General features: G+C 71.0%; 15 protein-coding genes. 5 read left to right on the forward strand and 10 right to left on the reverse strand.

Annotation, left to right across the window (positions count from 1 at the left end; translation table 11 throughout):
* Positions 1 to 241: 241 nt before the first annotated feature.
* Positions 242 to 718, reverse strand: a complete 477-nt coding sequence (locus tag QSG27_RS04140) for a CYTH domain-containing protein (protein WP_306703865.1) — start codon at positions 716 to 718, stop codon at positions 242 to 244.
* A gap of 199 nt (positions 719 to 917) precedes the next feature.
* Here QSG27_RS04140 and QSG27_RS04145 point away from each other — a divergent pair, with 199 nt between their 5' ends.
* The gene (locus QSG27_RS04145) at positions 918 to 1,154 is read left to right on the forward strand and encodes a hypothetical protein (RefSeq protein WP_306703866.1); all 237 of its coding nucleotides are present in this window, start codon (positions 918 to 920) and stop codon (positions 1,152 to 1,154) included.
* A gap of 45 nt (positions 1,155 to 1,199) precedes the next feature.
* Here QSG27_RS04145 and QSG27_RS04150 read toward each other — a convergent pair whose 3' ends face one another.
* Together QSG27_RS04150 and QSG27_RS04155 are read right to left on the reverse strand one after the other, a co-directional pair.
* Positions 1,200 to 1,358 (reverse strand): DUF3309 family protein, encoded by a 159-nt coding sequence (locus QSG27_RS04150; RefSeq protein WP_149467102.1) that lies wholly within the window; start codon positions 1,356 to 1,358, stop codon positions 1,200 to 1,202.
* A 163-nt stretch (positions 1,359 to 1,521) separates the two neighbouring features.
* On the reverse strand, positions 1,522 to 3,183 hold the full coding sequence (locus QSG27_RS04155; protein ID WP_306703867.1) for a CorA family divalent cation transporter: 1,662 nt from the start codon (positions 3,181 to 3,183) through the stop codon (positions 1,522 to 1,524).
* A 191-nt stretch (positions 3,184 to 3,374) separates the two neighbouring features.
* Here QSG27_RS04155 and QSG27_RS04160 point away from each other — a divergent pair, with 191 nt between their 5' ends.
* Positions 3,375 to 4,052, forward strand: coding sequence for a hypothetical protein (locus QSG27_RS04160; RefSeq protein WP_306703868.1), 678 nt, complete (start codon positions 3,375 to 3,377; stop codon positions 4,050 to 4,052).
* Positions 4,053 to 4,192: 140 nt separating this feature from the next.
* Complete coding sequence (locus tag QSG27_RS04165) at positions 4,193 to 5,053, forward strand: metallophosphoesterase family protein (RefSeq protein ID WP_306703869.1); 861 nt, start codon at positions 4,193 to 4,195, stop codon at positions 5,051 to 5,053.
* 4 nt (positions 5,054 to 5,057) lie between these two features.
* On the opposite strand, the gene QSG27_RS04170 is transcribed toward QSG27_RS04165, so the two are convergent.
* Complete coding sequence (locus QSG27_RS04170; RefSeq protein WP_306703870.1) at positions 5,058 to 5,963, reverse strand: LysR family transcriptional regulator; 906 nt, start codon at positions 5,961 to 5,963, stop codon at positions 5,058 to 5,060.
* Between the two features lie 134 nt (positions 5,964 to 6,097).
* On the opposite strand from QSG27_RS04170, the gene QSG27_RS04175 reads away from it, so the two are divergent.
* A complete protein-coding gene (locus tag QSG27_RS04175) occupies positions 6,098 to 7,096 on the forward strand; it encodes an aldo/keto reductase (protein ID WP_306703871.1) in 999 nt (332 codons plus the stop codon).
* A gap of 15 nt (positions 7,097 to 7,111) precedes the next feature.
* Here QSG27_RS04175 and pyk read toward each other — a convergent pair whose 3' ends face one another.
* From pyk to QSG27_RS04205, 6 genes are all read right to left on the reverse strand, one after another.
* Complete coding sequence (gene pyk / locus QSG27_RS04180; RefSeq protein ID WP_306703872.1) at positions 7,112 to 8,530, reverse strand: pyruvate kinase; 1,419 nt, start codon at positions 8,528 to 8,530, stop codon at positions 7,112 to 7,114.
* A gap of 194 nt (positions 8,531 to 8,724) precedes the next feature.
* Positions 8,725 to 9,591, reverse strand: a complete 867-nt coding sequence (gene rsmA, locus QSG27_RS04185; protein WP_306703873.1) for a 16S rRNA (adenine(1518)-N(6)/adenine(1519)-N(6))-dimethyltransferase RsmA — start codon at positions 9,589 to 9,591, stop codon at positions 8,725 to 8,727.
* Positions 9,592 to 9,643: 52 nt separating this feature from the next.
* The gene (locus QSG27_RS04190; protein WP_306703874.1) at positions 9,644 to 10,246 is read right to left on the reverse strand and encodes a hypothetical protein; all 603 of its coding nucleotides are present in this window, start codon (positions 10,244 to 10,246) and stop codon (positions 9,644 to 9,646) included.
* Positions 10,247 to 10,354: 108 nt separating this feature from the next.
* Entirely contained in the window at positions 10,355 to 11,200 is an 846-nt protein-coding gene (locus QSG27_RS04195; RefSeq protein ID WP_306703900.1) for an alpha/beta fold hydrolase, read from the reverse strand.
* Between the two features lie 34 nt (positions 11,201 to 11,234).
* The gene (locus QSG27_RS04200) at positions 11,235 to 12,044 is read right to left on the reverse strand and encodes a lytic transglycosylase domain-containing protein (RefSeq protein WP_306703875.1); all 810 of its coding nucleotides are present in this window, start codon (positions 12,042 to 12,044) and stop codon (positions 11,235 to 11,237) included.
* A gap of 76 nt (positions 12,045 to 12,120) precedes the next feature.
* Entirely contained in the window at positions 12,121 to 12,657 is a 537-nt protein-coding gene (locus tag QSG27_RS04205; RefSeq protein WP_306703876.1) for a hypothetical protein, read from the reverse strand.
* A gap of 165 nt (positions 12,658 to 12,822) precedes the next feature.
* Here QSG27_RS04205 and QSG27_RS04210 point away from each other — a divergent pair, with 165 nt between their 5' ends.
* Positions 12,823 to 15,117, forward strand: a complete 2,295-nt coding sequence (locus QSG27_RS04210) for a hybrid sensor histidine kinase/response regulator (protein WP_306703877.1) — start codon at positions 12,823 to 12,825, stop codon at positions 15,115 to 15,117.
* Positions 15,118 to 15,153: the final 36 nt, after the last annotated feature.

Below are 15,153 nucleotides of genomic sequence, written 5' to 3' on the forward strand. Positions count from 1 at the left end.
CCCTTTCGTCGGGTCGCCGGAGATCCCGCACAATCTGGCACGCGGATTGCTGCACTGCACACAGTCATCCACGCAGACTTGGCCCCGGCTCCCCTTCGGACCGGGGCCTCCTTTTTCCCGCTTCACCGGTCAACCGGGACCGGCGCTTGGCCCGGTGACGACGGCGGTTCCGCCCCTCCGCGGGGGATGCGGCGGCAATGCCATTGATTGCCAAATCGGAAGGAGGGCCGGAAGAATTGAATCAGGCGGCGCTGGCCCAACCGCGAATTGGGCTGCGGGCCAGGGACGAATTGCTGTAGGCCGCCCGGTTCGTGACCTCCGCCCCCACCCAGTCGGGAAGCGGGACGAGTTGGTCGGGGCGGGACAGTTCGACCTCGGCGATCACCAGCCCGGCGTTCTCGCCCCCGAATACGTCGATTTCCCAGCAGAGACCATGGTGATGGGAAAGATAGCGGGTCTTCTCGATCAGCCCGCCCCGGCAACTGTGACGCAGCAGGCCCAGGGCGAGGTCGAGGGGCAGCGGGTGTTCGACCTCCTCCCGGCAGGGGCCGCGGCGGGGGCTTTTGACGGTGAGCGTGGCGTCCGGACCCGCGACCCGGACCCGCACCGTTCGCCCGTCATCGGAAGGCAGATAGCCCTGGACGATCGACAGACCGTCCCGGCACAGGGAACGGATGTCCTTCCTGACCAGAAATCGCCGCTCGATCTCAATCGCCATGACATCGGCCTTTCGGCTTATCGAACGCCGGTGAGGATAGGCCGGCCCCATGCTGCGGCGCAATCATGCCCCTTACGCATGATGCCCGTTCCTGCATTGCGGTATTACCACTTGATTTGCCCATCGGACAAGCGCGCGCAGCGGCGCTTCCGCCGCTCCGTGGTGGGAGCGGTCATCCGATCTGGGGTAGGATGCCGCCATGGCACGAGAGCTGACACCCTGGCTGATCCTGTTCGCGCTCTATGGCGCGCCCCTTCTGCATGTGATGCTGTCGCGGCGCGGCGGACCGTGGCGTCCCCCGCCCGGCACGCGCTGCCCCTTCGGCCCGCGGGCCGGCTGGGTGGTGATGGTGCTGATTCTGGGGCCGGTGGGCTGGCTGATGTTCGTCATGCGGAACGGGCGCCGTTCCCGTCCCGGCCGCCGCCCCGGAGCGTGACGCCCGGGGACCGCCGGCGGAGCGGGAACGGCGCCGGTCTGCCCGTCAGATCCGGCCCATCAGCAGGAGCACGATCAGGATCAGCAGCAGGACGCCGAGGATCCCGCTGGGACCGTAGCCCCAGCCGCGGCTGTGCGGCCATGCCGGAACCGCGCCGATCAGAACGAGAATCAAAATGATGAGCAGAATGGTGCCGAGGCTCATGGCGTCCTCCCAAATGTGGAGCGTTCGCTGAGCAGAACGCAAGCTTGGCCGCCTTGTTCCTGTTTAGCACCTGTTCTTTGGCGCCCGGGGCCTCCATTCGGGGCAGCGCCGCCCTACCCTTCCGGTTGTCTTCCGAATTTGGATCGTTTTTCCAACCCCAGGCTCAGAATGGCGGACCCGCGCGGCGGGAGGGGCGCTCCCACACCTTCGCCAGCAGGGCCAGCTTGCTGCGCCCCGGCAGCCGTTCGTCCGACAGGGCTTCCAGGAAATCGGCCAGACGCTTGGACCGCATCACGCTGAAGGCGATCAGCCCGACGGTGGACAGCAGAACGAACAGGAAGAACAGGACCCGCGCCGGCAGGGGATTGTCCGCCATGGCGAGCAGGTTCATGCCCAGGAAGCCGGTGACCAGCGTCCCGATGGTGCTGACCACCGTCACCACGGTCAGGCGCAGCACCGTGTTGGCCTGCCGCCGCAGCCCGTCGCTGTCGAGATAGTCGCTCATGTCCTGCACCTCGTCCCGCACCTCGGCGTAGAGGCGGTCGGTGCCGAGATGGCCGGCCCACAGGCGGAACAGGTCGCGCAGCGGCCCCTGGATCGACAGCTCGTGGAACCAGTAGCGGTGGGTGAAGCGCAGGAAGATCTCGAACATCTGCCGGATGTCGCGCTTGAACAGCTTCACCGACTCCACGTTCCCGATGTCGAGCTGGCTGACCGCCAGCACCAGCCGGTCCGACAGCATGACCAGCGCCGCCCGGTGGAAATGCACCACCAGCCCCAGCAGGAAATACTGGTGCCGGAACTGGCCCAGCAGCCCGGTTTCCGCATCGGTGAAAAAGGCGTCGCCGTCCGGCCCCGCCATGACCAGCGAGTGGCCGCAGCACAGGATACGGCTGCGCGTCCAGGCGCCGGGCGCCTGCGGGTCCCAATAGCGGTCGTAGCAATAGCGCTGTTCGAACCCCTCCAGGAAGGCGGGGGCGAAGGGCATCGCCGCTCCCGCCCCCGGCCCCGGTGACGTGGCGAAGCCCAGCCGCACCCAGTCCGCCCGCTCCAGCCGTTCCGGCTCGTCCAGCGACAGATAGGCCATGGCCGGCATCCGCTGATATTCGAGCTGGCGATAGCGCAGCAGCCCGGCCTCCTCCGAATGGTGGTGCACCAGCGGGCGCAGCAGGAAGGACCAGTGGGCGGCGATGCGCGGCGCCCGGTGGCGGCACACGAAGGACAGATACTCCTCCTTGCGCTCATAGTCGGAGACGGCCAGCACGGCGCCGTCCGCGCCGATCCACTCCACCCGGTGCGGGCATTGGGCGGCACTGCCGTCCGGCTCCCAGGCGGGCGGGTAGGTGCGGCCCAGCCGGAACAGCGTGTCCTGCACGCGGTCCAGCGGCAGATCCGCGGCGAACAGCTCCACCACCAGGATCGCCACGTCCACGTCGTGGAAGAAATGCAGATCGACATGGGCGATGGCGAAGCGCAGCGGCTCCTGCCCCCGCCGCAGGGTCACCGCCAGCGCCGCCACGTCGCGCCGCCGGAAGACGCGGATGGGGGAGCCGCCATAGCCGGGCCGGTGGTCGCGCGACTCCCCCTCGCCGTAGAGGAAGCGCTGCACATAGGGCAGGAAGGACACGAATTCGCTGTAGTGGCGTTCGCTGAAATCGCGGGGGTCCCGGGTGAATTCGTCCGCCACCTCCTGCCAGGGGCAGTCCGGACCGCCAAGCCGTTCCCAATGGTTCTGGATCTGCGCGCCCGCCTTCAGCGGCATCAACTGCACCGGCCACAGCAGGATCTCGCGGAACCGGCGCACGCGGATCGGGCTCTCGTCCATGGCGCCCCTCCCCCCTTGTCCTTCTTTTCCCACATGGTAGCAGAGACCGGGCCGGCGGAAACGCCGCACCAAGGTACAAGCGCCGGGCTTTCGCGCCGCCCCCATGGATCGGGCCATTAACCAGGACGAAAGCCCGGTCCTGGTACCGTCCCCCTTTGTTCGGGCCATTCGCCGGAGGAGGGGTTTTGCCGATGACGCGCCGGATCGGGCTGTTCGTGCTGCTGGCCGGGCTGGGTGCCGCGGCCCCCGCCCTGGCCGTGGAAGCCCCCATTTCCGGCGCCGTCTGCGCCGGGGAGGGCGCCGGGCAGCGCTGCACCGTGTCCGCCGTCCAGCCTTTCGCCGACAACCGCGGCGGCCTGGGCGAGCTGAGCATCAGCGCGGTGCGCGACGCGGCCTGCACCACCCTGCACATCGTCTTCGACGAACCCATCGCGCTCACCCGGCCCGTCACCCTGACGGTGGACGGCACCCCGCCGCAGCGCTTCTACACCCCGCGGCAGCTTTCCGACCTCGCCGGCGCCCTGGACGAAGGACCGCAGCCCGGCGCCGTTCCGCCGGCGGGTCCGCCGGAATTCACCCGGTTCCTGAGCCAGGTGGCCGAGGGCGCCATCGCCGACGACGACGCCGGGCCGGAGATGCTGAAACGCTTCGCCGCGGTCAAGGAGCCGCGGCGGATCGGCCTGACCTGCGGCCCGATGGAACGGCTGCTGCCGCCGATCCGCTCGGGCCGCCCGCTGCGGCTGGAGTTCCAGATGGAAGCGAACACCGCGACGCAGGTCTATCACTGGGCGCGGCTCGACCGGCGGACGGTGGAATTCCGGCTGGACGGCCTGCTGGAGGCCCTCGACCGGGCCATGCCCGGCTCCTGACGGCAGAGTCCGCAGATAGCGTCCGGAGCCGGCGTCCGGAGTAACCATTCCGCCCGCTTGACGGCGCCCCGCCTTCCCGGTCGAAGTAAACCCATGCGGATGAAACGGTGGAGGCGGTCCGGGCAAAGCGGAGGTCCGGCTTGAGAGAGCGCGCCGCCATCCCCATCCTGTCAACCATCCTGTCAACGCAGGCGCAACCCATCGCGGACGGCATCGAGGACGGAGGAGAGCGGAGCGTGTTCGGCTTTGCGCGCAAACTGTGGTCGGACCCGGAACCCGCCGCGAGCCATGTGCCGCGGGGGGTGCGCGTCTACGCGGTGGGCGACATCCACGGGCGCCTGGATCTGCTGGACCAGATGCTGGCGCAGATCGGGCGCGACGCGGCCAGCGGCGCCGATCTCGTCAAGTATCTGGTCTTCCTGGGCGATTACGTGGACCGCGGGCCGGACTCCGCGATGGTGATCGAACGGCTGTCCGGCGCCCCTCTGCCCGGCTTCGGCGCCATCCACCTGCGCGGCAACCACGAGGCCGCGATGCTGGACTTCATCGGGAAGCCGGAGGCCGGGGCGGACTGGCTGGAATACGGCGGGCGGGCGACTCTCGCCAGCTACGGCGTTCCGGCACCCGCCGGGGACGCCCCGCCGGAGCAGGTGGCGGAGGCCCGCCAGCGCTTCGCCGCGGCCTTGCCGGCGCATCACCGCTCCTTCCTGGCCGGGCTGCGCTCCAGCATCGCCATCGGCGATTACCTGTTCGTCCACGCCGGCATCCGCCCCGGCCTGCCGCTGCACCGCCAGCGGGACGAGGATCTGCTGTGGATAAGGCGGGAGTTCCTGACCTCCCACCTCGACCACGGGAAGGTCGTGGTGCACGGCCACACCATCGCCGAACAGCCGGAGGTCCGTTTCAACCGCATCGGCATCGACACCGGAGCCTACGCCTCCAACCGCCTGACCGCGCTGGTGCTGGAGGGCGGCGAGCGGCGTTTCCTCTGCACCGTGTGACGTTTCACGGCGGGGCCTGCCGGCGCCAGTCCTTCAGGAAGTCCAGAAAGGCGCGCAACGACGCCGGGGGCTGGCGGCGCGACGGGTAGTAGAGGAAGGGGCCGGGAAAGCTCTGGCTCCAGTCCTCCAGCACGGCGACGAGCCGCCCGGCGGCGATGTGCTCCCGCACATAGGCGTCGAAGGTCAGCAGGAAGCCCAGCCCGTCCAGCGCCGCCCGGATCTGGATGCCGGTATGGCCGGCGTGGAAGGGGCCGCCGGGCTGGATGCGCACGGTGCGCCCGTCCTTCTCGAACTCCCAGGGCGGGTGGGCGCCGCTGGCGTAGACCGTGGAGACGGTGGGCTTGCCGAGCAGATCCTCGGGCCGCTCCGGCACGCCGAAACGGTCCAGCACGGACGGCGCGGCGCACAGCACGAAGCGCTGCGGCGGGCCGAGCGGCACCGCGATCATGTCCTGCGCCAGATGTTCCTCATAGCGCACGCCCGCGTCGTAGCCCTGCGCCACGATGTCGATCAGGGCGATGTCCACGGTGATTTCCAGCTCCACATCCGGGAAACGGGTCAGGAAGGGCGTGACCATCGGGGCCAGCACCAGATCGGCCGCCGGGGCCGGCGCGTTGATGCGCAGCCGCCCCGCCGGGCGTCCCTGGCGCTCCCGCAGGTCGGACAGGGCGCCGGCCACCTCGCCGAGCGCCGGTTCCAGCCGGCGGAGGAGCTGCTCCCCGGCCTCCGTCGGGGCGACGCTGCGGGTCGTGCGGTTCAGCAGCCGGACACCGAGATGCTCCTCCAGCTCCCGCATCCGCTGGCTGAGGCTGGAGACGGACACCCGCTGCTCCAGCGCCGCGCGGCGGAAGCTGCGGTGGCGGGCGACGGCGGCGAAGGCTTGCAGGTCGCGCAGATCGGCGTGGTCCATTCCCGGCACCGTTGTTCATCCAGCCGAACAGCCCGTTCGGCATTGTCCAGCTTATCGGATCAATGGAGCCGGGTCATCATCCAGGGCAAGGCGGCGCTGACACGGCGCCGCGACGGACGGAGAGGACCAAGGACATGGAACAGCGCACGCTCGGGGCCGCCGGCCCCGTCAGCTCGGTCATCGGTCTCGGATGCATGGGCATGTCGGACTTCTACGGCCCCGCCGACCGGGAGGAGAGCATCGCCACGATCCACGCCGCGCTCGACGCCGGGATCACGCTGCTCGACACCGGCGACTTCTACGGCATGGGCCACAACGAGCTGCTGATCCGCGACGCCCTGCGCGGGCGCGACCGCGACAAGCTGCTGCTCAGCGTCAAGTTCGGCGCGCTGCGCGACCCGGAGATGGGGTGGAACGGCTACGACTCCCGCCCGGCGGCGGTGAAGAACTTCCTGACCTACTCGCTGCGCCGGCTGGGGGTGGACCACATCGACGTCTACCGCCCGGCGCGGCTCGACCCGAACGTTCCCATCGAGGACACGGTGGGCGCCATGGCCGATCTGGTGAAGGCCGGTCACATCCGCCACATCGGCCTGTCGGAGGTCGGTCCGGAGACGATCCGCCGCGCCGCCGCGGTGCATCCCATCAGCGACCTTCAGATCGAATATTCGCTGATCTCCCGCGGGATCGAGGACGCCATCCTGCCCACCTGCCGGGAGCTTGGCATCGGCGTCACCGCCTACGGCGTGCTGTCGCGCGGCCTGATCAGCGGCCATTGGAGCAAGGACCGGACCGGCCAGGACTTCCGCAGCCGCAGCCCGCGCTTCCAGGGGGAGAATCTGGACCGGAATCTGGCGCTGGTGGAGCGTCTGCGCGAGATCGCCGGGCGGATCGGCGGGTCGGTCGCGCAGGTCGCCATCGCCTGGGTGGCGGCGCAGGGCCGGGACATCGTGCCGCTGGTCGGCGCCCGCCGCCGCGACCGTCTGGCCGAGGCGCTGGGCGCGCTGGACCTCGCCCTGTCGGCAGAGGATCTGGCGCGGCTGGCCGAAGCCCTGCCGCCGGGCGCCGCGGCGGGCGAGCGCTACCCGGCGGCGCAGCTCGTCCATATGGACAGCGAGACTCACAGGGGGTGAAACCTTGCCCCCTCCCTAACCCTCCACCTGCACCACGCGCAGGTTGTTGGTGGTCCCGGCCTTCGCGAAGGGAATGCCGGCCACCACGACCATCTGGTCGTTGGGCTTCGCGAAGCCTTCCTCCCTGGCGAAGCCCAGCGCCCGCTCCACCATCTCCTCGTAGGTGTGGATGTCGGTGGACAGGACGCTGTGCGCGCCCCACAGCAGGGACAGGCGGCGCGACACGGCGGCGTGCGGCGTGATCGCCAGGATCGGCACCGCCGGACGCCGGCGGGCGATGCGCGCCGCCGTCGTGCCGCTGGAGGTATAGGCGACGATGGCCGTGGCGCGGATGACGTCGGCCAGGGCGGCGGCGGCGGGGGGCACCGCGTGCGGGGCCGTCTGCTCCTCGCCGGGGTCGGAGGCGTCGATGATGGAGCGGTAGAGCTTGTGCTGCTCCGTGCTGCGGATGATGCGGTCCATCATCTCCACCGCCTCCACCGGGAAGGCGCCGCTGGCCGATTCCGCCGACAGCATCACCGCGTCGGCGCCGTCATAGATGGCGGTCGCCACGTCGGACGCCTCGGCCCGCGTCGGGGTCGGGGCGTTGACCATGGAATCCAGCATCTGCGTCGCCACGATCACCGGCTTGACCGCCAGACGGCAGGCCCGCACCAGCTCCTTCTGGCGGCCCGGCACCTCCTCGTGCGGGATTTCCACGCCCAGGTCGCCGCGGGCGACCATGATGGAGTCCGACAGGCGGATGATGTCGTCGATCCGCTCCAGCGCCGCCGGCTTCTCGATCTTCGCCATCAGCCCGGCGCGGTCGCCGATCAGCCCGCGAGCTTCCAGCAGGTCCGCCGGCTTCTGCACGAAGGACATCGCCACCCAATCGACCCCCAACTCCAGCCCGAAGGCGAGGTCGATGCGGTCCTTGGCGGTCAGCGGCGACAGCTCCAGCACCGTGTCGGGCAGGTTGACGCCCTTGCGGTTGGAGATGGTCCCGCCGATCACCACCCTGGCGTCGATGAAGTCGTCGCCCAGCCCGGTCACCGCGACGCGCACGCGCCCGTCGTCGATCAGCAGATTGTGGCCCGGCATGACCGCCGCGAAGATTTCCGGATGGGGCAGCGGAATGGTGTTCCTGTCGCCGTCGGCGCCGGACAGCACGAAGCGGATCGTCTCGCCCGACGCGACGGTGAGCTTGCCGTCACGGATCGTGCCGACGCGGATCTTCGGTCCCTGCAAATCCTGAAGGATGCCGATGGGGCGGCCCATCTCGGCCTCCAGGGCGCGGATGGCGGCGTGGACCCGGGCGTGGTCCTCGTGCGTTCCGTGGCTGAAATTCAGGCGGAAGGTATCGACGCCGGCCAGGAACAGCCGCTTCAGCATCGCGGGCGTGTTGCTGGCGGGGCCGACCGTGGCAACGATCTTCGCGCGGCGGTGACGACGCATACAGTCTCGGCCTCTCGGGCCGCCTCCTTCGGGGAGTGTCGGACGGCAGACATGCCGGTTGGAGCCCGGACGGCCAAGGAACCGCCCGGATCCCGTTCACATTGGTGAGCGTGGGCCCGCCGGCAACCGCGGCGCACGCATTATCGACGCGGCTGTGGCTTCCCCGCCGCGGCCCGAGCCGCGTGCCCGTTGCGTCAGCGCGCCCGGAACGCCCGGGCCAGCGCGGCGAACCCCGCCACATCCACCTCCTCCGCCCGCGCCGTCGGCTCGATGCCGGCGGCGGCGAGCAGCGCCTCCGCATCCCCCAGGCTCTTCAGGCTCTGGCGCAGCATCTTGCGGCGCTGGCCGAAGGCGGCGGCGGTCACCTGCTCCAGCGCCTTCCACTCCGCCGGCTCCGGGTTGGCGCGGGGGGTCAGGTGGACCACCGTGGAGGCCACCTTCGGCGGCGGGGTGAAGGCCTTGGCCGGCAGGTTGAACAGCACCCGCGCGTCCGACCGCCATTGCGTGATGACCGACAGGCGGCCATAGGCCTTGCTGCCCGGCTTCGCGACCAGACGGTCCGCGACCTCCTTCTGGAACATCAGCGTCAGGCTGACGAATTCCTCGATCCGGCCCAGCCAGCCGATCAGCAGCGGGGTCGCCACGTTGTAGGGCAGGTTCGCCACGATGGCCCGCGGGGCCGGAGCCAACGCCACCGGATCGACGTCCAGCGCGTCGGCCTCGACGATGGACAGGCGCCCGTCCGCCGCCCGGATCACGTCCTGCAACGCCTCGATGAAGCGGTGGTCGCGCTCGATGGCGATCACCTGCTTCGCCCCGGTCGCCAGCAGCGCGCGGGTCAGCCCGCCGGGGCCGGGGCCGATCTCGATGGCCGTGACGCCGGTCAGGTCGCCCGCCGAGCGCGCGATCCGGCCCGTCAGGTTGAGGTCGAGCAGGAAATTCTGCCCCAGCGCCTTGCGGGCATCCAGCCCGAATCGGGCGATCACCTCGCGCAGCGGCGGCAGGGCCTGCGGGTCGAAGGCGGGAGAGGCGGAAGCGGAATCGGGCGTGGCGTCGGTCATGGCCGCACTTATAGGACGGCGCAGGCCCCGCGTCATCTTCCGCGCGCCGCCGTCACCCTTCGCTTCGGAGCGCGATGTTCTCCGGCGTGGCGTCCAGACGGCCCGTGCAGGTGATGCGGCGCCCGTCTTCGAAGGCCAGGGACGGCGCCGGCCCGATGGTCACCTGCAACACCACCCGGTCGGCCAGCTGCTCGCCCAGGTCCGGGGGCCGGTCGCCGGCGTGCGAGTCGTGGCCGAAGACGCTTTCCAGATACCAGCCCGCCCCGCCGGCCCCCTGCGGCCCGCCGCGGACCAGCGCGCCGGCCAGCCGGCCGTAGACGTCCTTGCACACCGCCTCGGTCCGGTTGCGCGGCAGGTCCACGAAATTGGCGTAGGCGACGATCCGCCGGTCCTGAAAACGGTAGAAGACGCCGCTGCGCGACACCTCCGTCCGCAGGTCGCGGGACAGCCCGTCCACCGTGTCGTTCAGGTCGCCGCGCAGCCGGGCCATCCCCCAGTCGAGCAGGGTCACCGGCTCTTGCGACAGCCAGTCCAGCGCGTCGCGGCGGGTGCCGTCACGGGCCTGGGTTTGGGTTTGGGCTTGGGCTTGGGCTTGGGCGGGCGGCGGCCCGGACAGGAAGGACAGCAACAGGACGAGCGCGGCGAAACCCCTCATGGCATCGGGCCTCCGGACCATCGTTGCGGCGCAACGGGTGCCCGTGATGCTACGGCAGGACCGCCGCCATATCCAGCCCGATTCCGGGCCGCATGCCGGGGTAACCCGTCAGTCCTCCAGCAGGAACGAGCGCACCACGGCGATCTGGTCCTCGGTCATCAGGGCCGGGGCGTGGCCGGTGTGGGCGAACTCCACCAAGCGGGCCTTCGGGCCGCGGCGGGTCATCTCCTCCGCGGTGTCCGCCAGCAGAATGTCGGAGGTGGCGCCGCGCAGCACCAGCACCGGGCAGCGGATGCGGTCCCAGACGGCCCACAGATCCACGTCCTCCATCGGCTGCGCCTTGAAGGCTTCGGCGATGGCCGGGTCGTAGGCGAGGCCGTAGCAGCCGTCGGGGCGCGGGCGGGCGCTGTGCTCGGCCATGTGACGCCACGCCTCGTCGGGCAGGCGTCCGAAGCCCATCAGGACGAAGCGCAGGTAGGACTCGACCGCCGCCAGATCCTCGAACACCGGGTCCTTGCCGACGTAATCGGCGATGCGCTGCAACCCGGCGCGGGCGATGAAGGGGCCGACGTCGTTGACGACCAGCCGGCGGATCGGGCTGTCCGGCTGGGCGGCCAGCAGCATGCCGATCAGCCCGCCCATGGAGGTGCCGACCCAGTCCACCGACTCCACCCCCAGCCGGGCGATCAGCCCCGCCATGTCGGCGCAGTATTGCGGATAGCCGTAAAGCGCCGGGTTGCCCAGCCGGCCGCTCCTGCCCCGCCCCACCACGTCCGGGCAGGCGACTCGGTAGCGGTCGGCCAGATCGAGCGCCAGCGCGTCGAAGTCGCGCCCGTTGCGGGTCAGGCCATGCACGCACACGGCGGTGCGGGCCGCGTCCTCCCGCCCCCACTGGGTGTAGGCGACGCGGTGGAACCCCGCCGCGCTGAGACCGAGAAAGCTGCGTTCGGACATCGGCACGGGCGGCCCTCCCTGTTGTGATTCGTTCCTAGCCCTTGCCGGGCCGCGCCAGCTCCGCCGCCTGCCGGGTGACCAGCGGCGACGGGTCCGCCGCCGCGGCGTCGAAGGGATGCCGCGGCGCGTCGTACAGACGGCGGATGGCGCGCACGTAGTTCCGCGTCTCCTCATAGGGCGGAACGCCCCGGTAACGGTCCACGGCCCGCTCGCCCGCGTTGTAGCCGGCAAGGGCCAGCGTAACGTCCCCCTGGAAATAGGCCAAGAGCCAGCGCAGGTAACGCACGCCGCCGCGGATGTTCTGGGCGGGGTCGAAGACGTCGGACACGCCGAAGCGCTCCGCCGTGTCGGGGATGAGCTGCATCAGCCCCGCCGCCTCCTTCGGCGACACCGCGTCGGAGCGGAAGGCGCTCTCCACCCGGATCACCGCCATCACCAGCGCGGGGTCCAGCCCGTACTGGGTGGCCGTCTTGTGGACCATCGCCACGATTTCCGGCGGCGGGGGCAGCGCCTCGCGCAAGGGGGCGGCGCCGGGGCGGCACCAGGGGCGGACATGGCCCATGCGCCCCGGCACATAGGCGACCAGCCGCCGCGCCTCCTTGTGGCCGCGCGACGCCGCGGCGCGCAGCCACGCCGTGCCGACGCGCTGGTCGCGTTTCACCCCCACGCCGAACAGGAACCGCCGCGCCATGCGGTAGGACGCTTCCGGGTCGCCCTTCTCCGCCGCCTCGCAATCGGCCATGCGCGCTTCGCGCGAAGCGACGGAGCCCGATTTGCCCGCGGCAAGGGCGGCGGGGGCCGCCAGGGCGGCGAGGCAGGCGAAAATCAAAGGGAGGAAACGCACGGGAGGGCCTTGGGACGGTCTGCAAAATCGTCTTGATATGCGGTCGCCCGTGGGAAGCGGCAAGTCCGGGAGGTGATTACCCCCTTTTCAACACGGCGCGCACATGGGTCCGCAGCGACCGCGCCCAGCCGCGGACCGCCGCCAGCGCCGGGCGAATCGCCTCGCGGACCCTCCCCGCCGCCCGCCTCACGGCCTGCCAGGGCGGCAGTGCGGTCAGCCAGACGAGCCAGCGCACCGCCCGGACGTAACACCAGGCGAAGGCCGGAATGGTCAGCAGCTTGTCCTTGCCGATGTGGAACAGCCGCTCCACCAGGGTGACCTTCACCAGCTCCACCGCACCCAGCAGCAACGTGCCCTGCACCGGATGCCCGGTCCCCATCAGATAGAGGCCGACGGGCTTCAGCGGCTCCAGCACCACCAGCGGGATCAGGAACAGGGCCAGCGTCGGGTAGGGGCCGAGCCGGCGGATGCGCGCCGCCAGCCGCTCGGCGAAGCGCTGCCGCCCGATCCAGGCGGCCAGCGGGCGCAGCGCCTCCAGCGCCACCGCGTCGATCAGGAAATAGACCAGCGCCGCCGCGGTCAGCAGGGGCCGCAACACGAAGCGGCGCAGCAAGACGCCTACCGTCCGGCCCAAAGTCTGAGAACCGCTTTCTCCGTTCGAGGTAGCCATTAGGTCTTTCGTCAGGCGTACAGGGGCGTTTCGCCGGGTTGGGTTCGGCGCGGCTTTCCACTATCTAACATTTCTGCCATCGCGCGTCCGTCCCTTCGGCAATTCCCGGTGCGTCCCATCGTGCTCGGCCATTACGATCCCTACCTCGTCGCGCTGTCCGTCGTCGTCGCGTCCTTCGGCGGCTATGTGGCGCTGGACCTCGCCTCCCACGCGCGGGATGCCGAACGGGGGCGGAACGGCTGGCTGGGCGCCGCGGCGCTCGCCCTGGGCGCGGGCATCTGGTCCATGCATTTCATCGGCATGATGGCGATGCGCATGCCCGTGCCGGTGTCCTACGACATCGCGCTGACCGCCTTGTCCTTCCTTCTGGCGGTCGGGGTGTCGGGGGCCGGGCTGTTCGCGGTGGCGCATGGGCGGGGCCGGCGGATGACCTTGCCGGCGGCTGGCCTGCTGACCGGATTCGGCATCGTGGCGATGCATTACGTCGGCATGGCCGGCATGCGGCTGCCGGTGCCGCTGGCCTACGACGCGCCGCTGGTCGCCGCTTCGGTGGCCATCGCCATCGCCGCGTCCACCGCCGCCCTCTGGCTCGCCTTCCGCACGGCCAGTTCCCTGCAGCGCCTGTCCGGCGCGCTGGTGCTCGGCGCCGCGGTGATCAGCATGCATTACATCGGCATGGCCGCGGCCAGCGCCGCCGGGCACGGCGCGTTTCCGGACGCGGTCCATCTGGCGGACGATGCCCGATTCGTCCTGTCCACCCCGTCGCTGGCGGTCGGAACGGGCGTCGGGACGCTGCTGATCCTGTCGCTCGGGCTCGCCTCCGTCCTGCTCGACCGGCGCCTCTCGGCGGAACGGGCGGCGGGGCAGGAGGCCCGCTACCGCTCCGTCGTCGATACGGCGGTGGACCCGATCGTGGTGATCGACGAGAGGGGCATCATCCAGTCCTTCAACCGGGCCGCCGAGACGACCTTCGGCTACGGCGCGGCGGAGGCCATCGGGGCGAACGTCCGCATCCTGATGCCGGAACCGCACCGCGCCGCCCATGACGGCTACATCGCCCATTTCCGCGAGACGGGCGAGCGGCGGATCATCGGCATCGGGCGCGAGGTGGAGGGCCGGCGCAAGGACGGCTCCACCTTCCCGTTGGAGCTGTCGGTGGCCGAATGGCACGACGGGCGGCAGCGGCTGTTCACCGGCATCATGCGCGACATCACCGCCCGCAAGGCGGCGGAGGACGCCCTGCACCGCGCCAAGGCGGAGGCGGAGCGCGCCCGCGAGGAGGCCCTGGCCGCCCGCGACGACGCGCAGCGCGCCGACATGGCGAAGACCAAGTTCCTGGCCGCGGCCAGCCACGACCTGCGCCAGCCGGTGCAGTCGCTGTTCTTCTTCGCCCACGCCCTGTCCGACCGGCTGAACGGCCACCCGGCCTCCCCCCTGCTGGCGAGCATGAGCGAGTCGCTGAACGGCCTGCGCACGCTGCTGGACAGCCTGCTCGACGTGTCGCGGCTCGACGCCGGGGTGGTCACCCCCGCGGTGACGGAGTTCGCGCTGGGGCCGCTGCTGCACCGTCTGGCCGACGAGTACCGGGGCCGCGCGGAGGAGGCGGGGATCGCGCTGCGCCTCGTCCCCACCAGCGCCTGGACGCGCAGCGACCCGGCGCTGGTCGAGCGCATCCTGCGCAACCTCGTGGAGAACGCCATCCGCTACACCGAGAGCGGGCGGGTGCTGATCGGCTGCCGCCGCACCGGCAACGGCCTGCGGATCGAGGTGCTGGACACCGGCATCGGCATCCCCGAGGACCAGCGGGAGGAGGTGTTCGTCGAGTTCTCCCAGCTCGCCAACCCCGAACGCGACCGGCGCAAGGGGCTGGGGCTCGGCCTCGCCATCGTGCGGCGGCTGGCCGGGCTGCTCGGCCATGGCGTGACGCTGCGCTCCGAACCGGGGCGGGGCAGCGCCTTCGGCCTGACCGTGCCGTCGGTCGCGGCGCGCCCGGTGATGAAGACCTGCCGCCCCGCCTCCCAGCCCGCCGCCAACGGCAGCAAGGGGCTGGTCGTGGTGGTGGAGGACGACGCGATCATCCTGCTCTCCATGCGGACCATGCTTGAGGAGTGGGGGTACGAGGTGGTGGCCGCCGTCTCCGCCGACGAGGCCGTGGGCACCCTGACCAGCCTGGGGCAGCGGCCCGACATGATCGTCGCCGATTACCGCCTGCGCGAGGGGCGGACCGGGCTCCAGGCCATCCGCGACATCTACGGGGTGTGCGGGGTGCGCGTGCCGGCGCTGGTGCTGACCGGCGACACCGACCCCGCCCGCATCGCCGAGGTCCAGCAGAGCGGCCACCGCCTGCTGCACAAGCCGGTGGCGCCCGAGGCGCTGCGCGACGCGCTGACATCGGCAGCCTAGGCGGCGTGGCTGGCTGGCGGCGGTCCGCGCACCCAT

Source organism: Azospirillum isscasi, from assembly GCF_030849505.1.
In the GTDB taxonomy this organism is placed as follows: domain Bacteria; phylum Pseudomonadota; class Alphaproteobacteria; order Azospirillales; family Azospirillaceae; genus Azospirillum; species Azospirillum isscasi.

Bases quoted from the DNA above. Each gene is read 5' to 3' on its own strand.
- pyk (WP_306703872.1), bottom strand. From the start codon at position 8,530: ATGCGTCGTCACCGCCGCGCGAAGATCGTTGCCACGGTCGGCCCCGCC.
- QSG27_RS04190 (WP_306703874.1), bottom strand. From the start codon at position 10,246: ATGAGGGGTTTCGCCGCGCTCGTCCTGTTGCTGTCCTTCCTGTCCGGG.
- QSG27_RS04170 (WP_306703870.1), bottom strand. From the start codon at position 5,963: ATGGACCACGCCGATCTGCGCGACCTGCAAGCCTTCGCCGCCGTCGCC.
- QSG27_RS04150 (WP_149467102.1), bottom strand. From the start codon at position 1,358: ATGAGCCTCGGCACCATTCTGCTCATCATTTTGATTCTCGTTCTGATC.
- rsmA (WP_306703873.1), bottom strand. From the start codon at position 9,591: ATGACCGACGCCACGCCCGATTCCGCTTCCGCCTCTCCCGCCTTCGAC.
- QSG27_RS04175 (WP_306703871.1), top strand. From the start codon at position 6,098: ATGGAACAGCGCACGCTCGGGGCCGCCGGCCCCGTCAGCTCGGTCATC.
- QSG27_RS04160 (WP_306703868.1), top strand. From the start codon at position 3,375: ATGACGCGCCGGATCGGGCTGTTCGTGCTGCTGGCCGGGCTGGGTGCC.
- QSG27_RS04140 (WP_306703865.1), bottom strand. From the start codon at position 718: ATGGCGATTGAGATCGAGCGGCGATTTCTGGTCAGGAAGGACATCCGT.
- QSG27_RS04195 (WP_306703900.1), bottom strand. From the start codon at position 11,200: ATGTCCGAACGCAGCTTTCTCGGTCTCAGCGCGGCGGGGTTCCACCGC.
- QSG27_RS04155 (WP_306703867.1), bottom strand. From the start codon at position 3,183: ATGGACGAGAGCCCGATCCGCGTGCGCCGGTTCCGCGAGATCCTGCTG.
- QSG27_RS04145 (WP_306703866.1), top strand. From the start codon at position 918: ATGGCACGAGAGCTGACACCCTGGCTGATCCTGTTCGCGCTCTATGGC.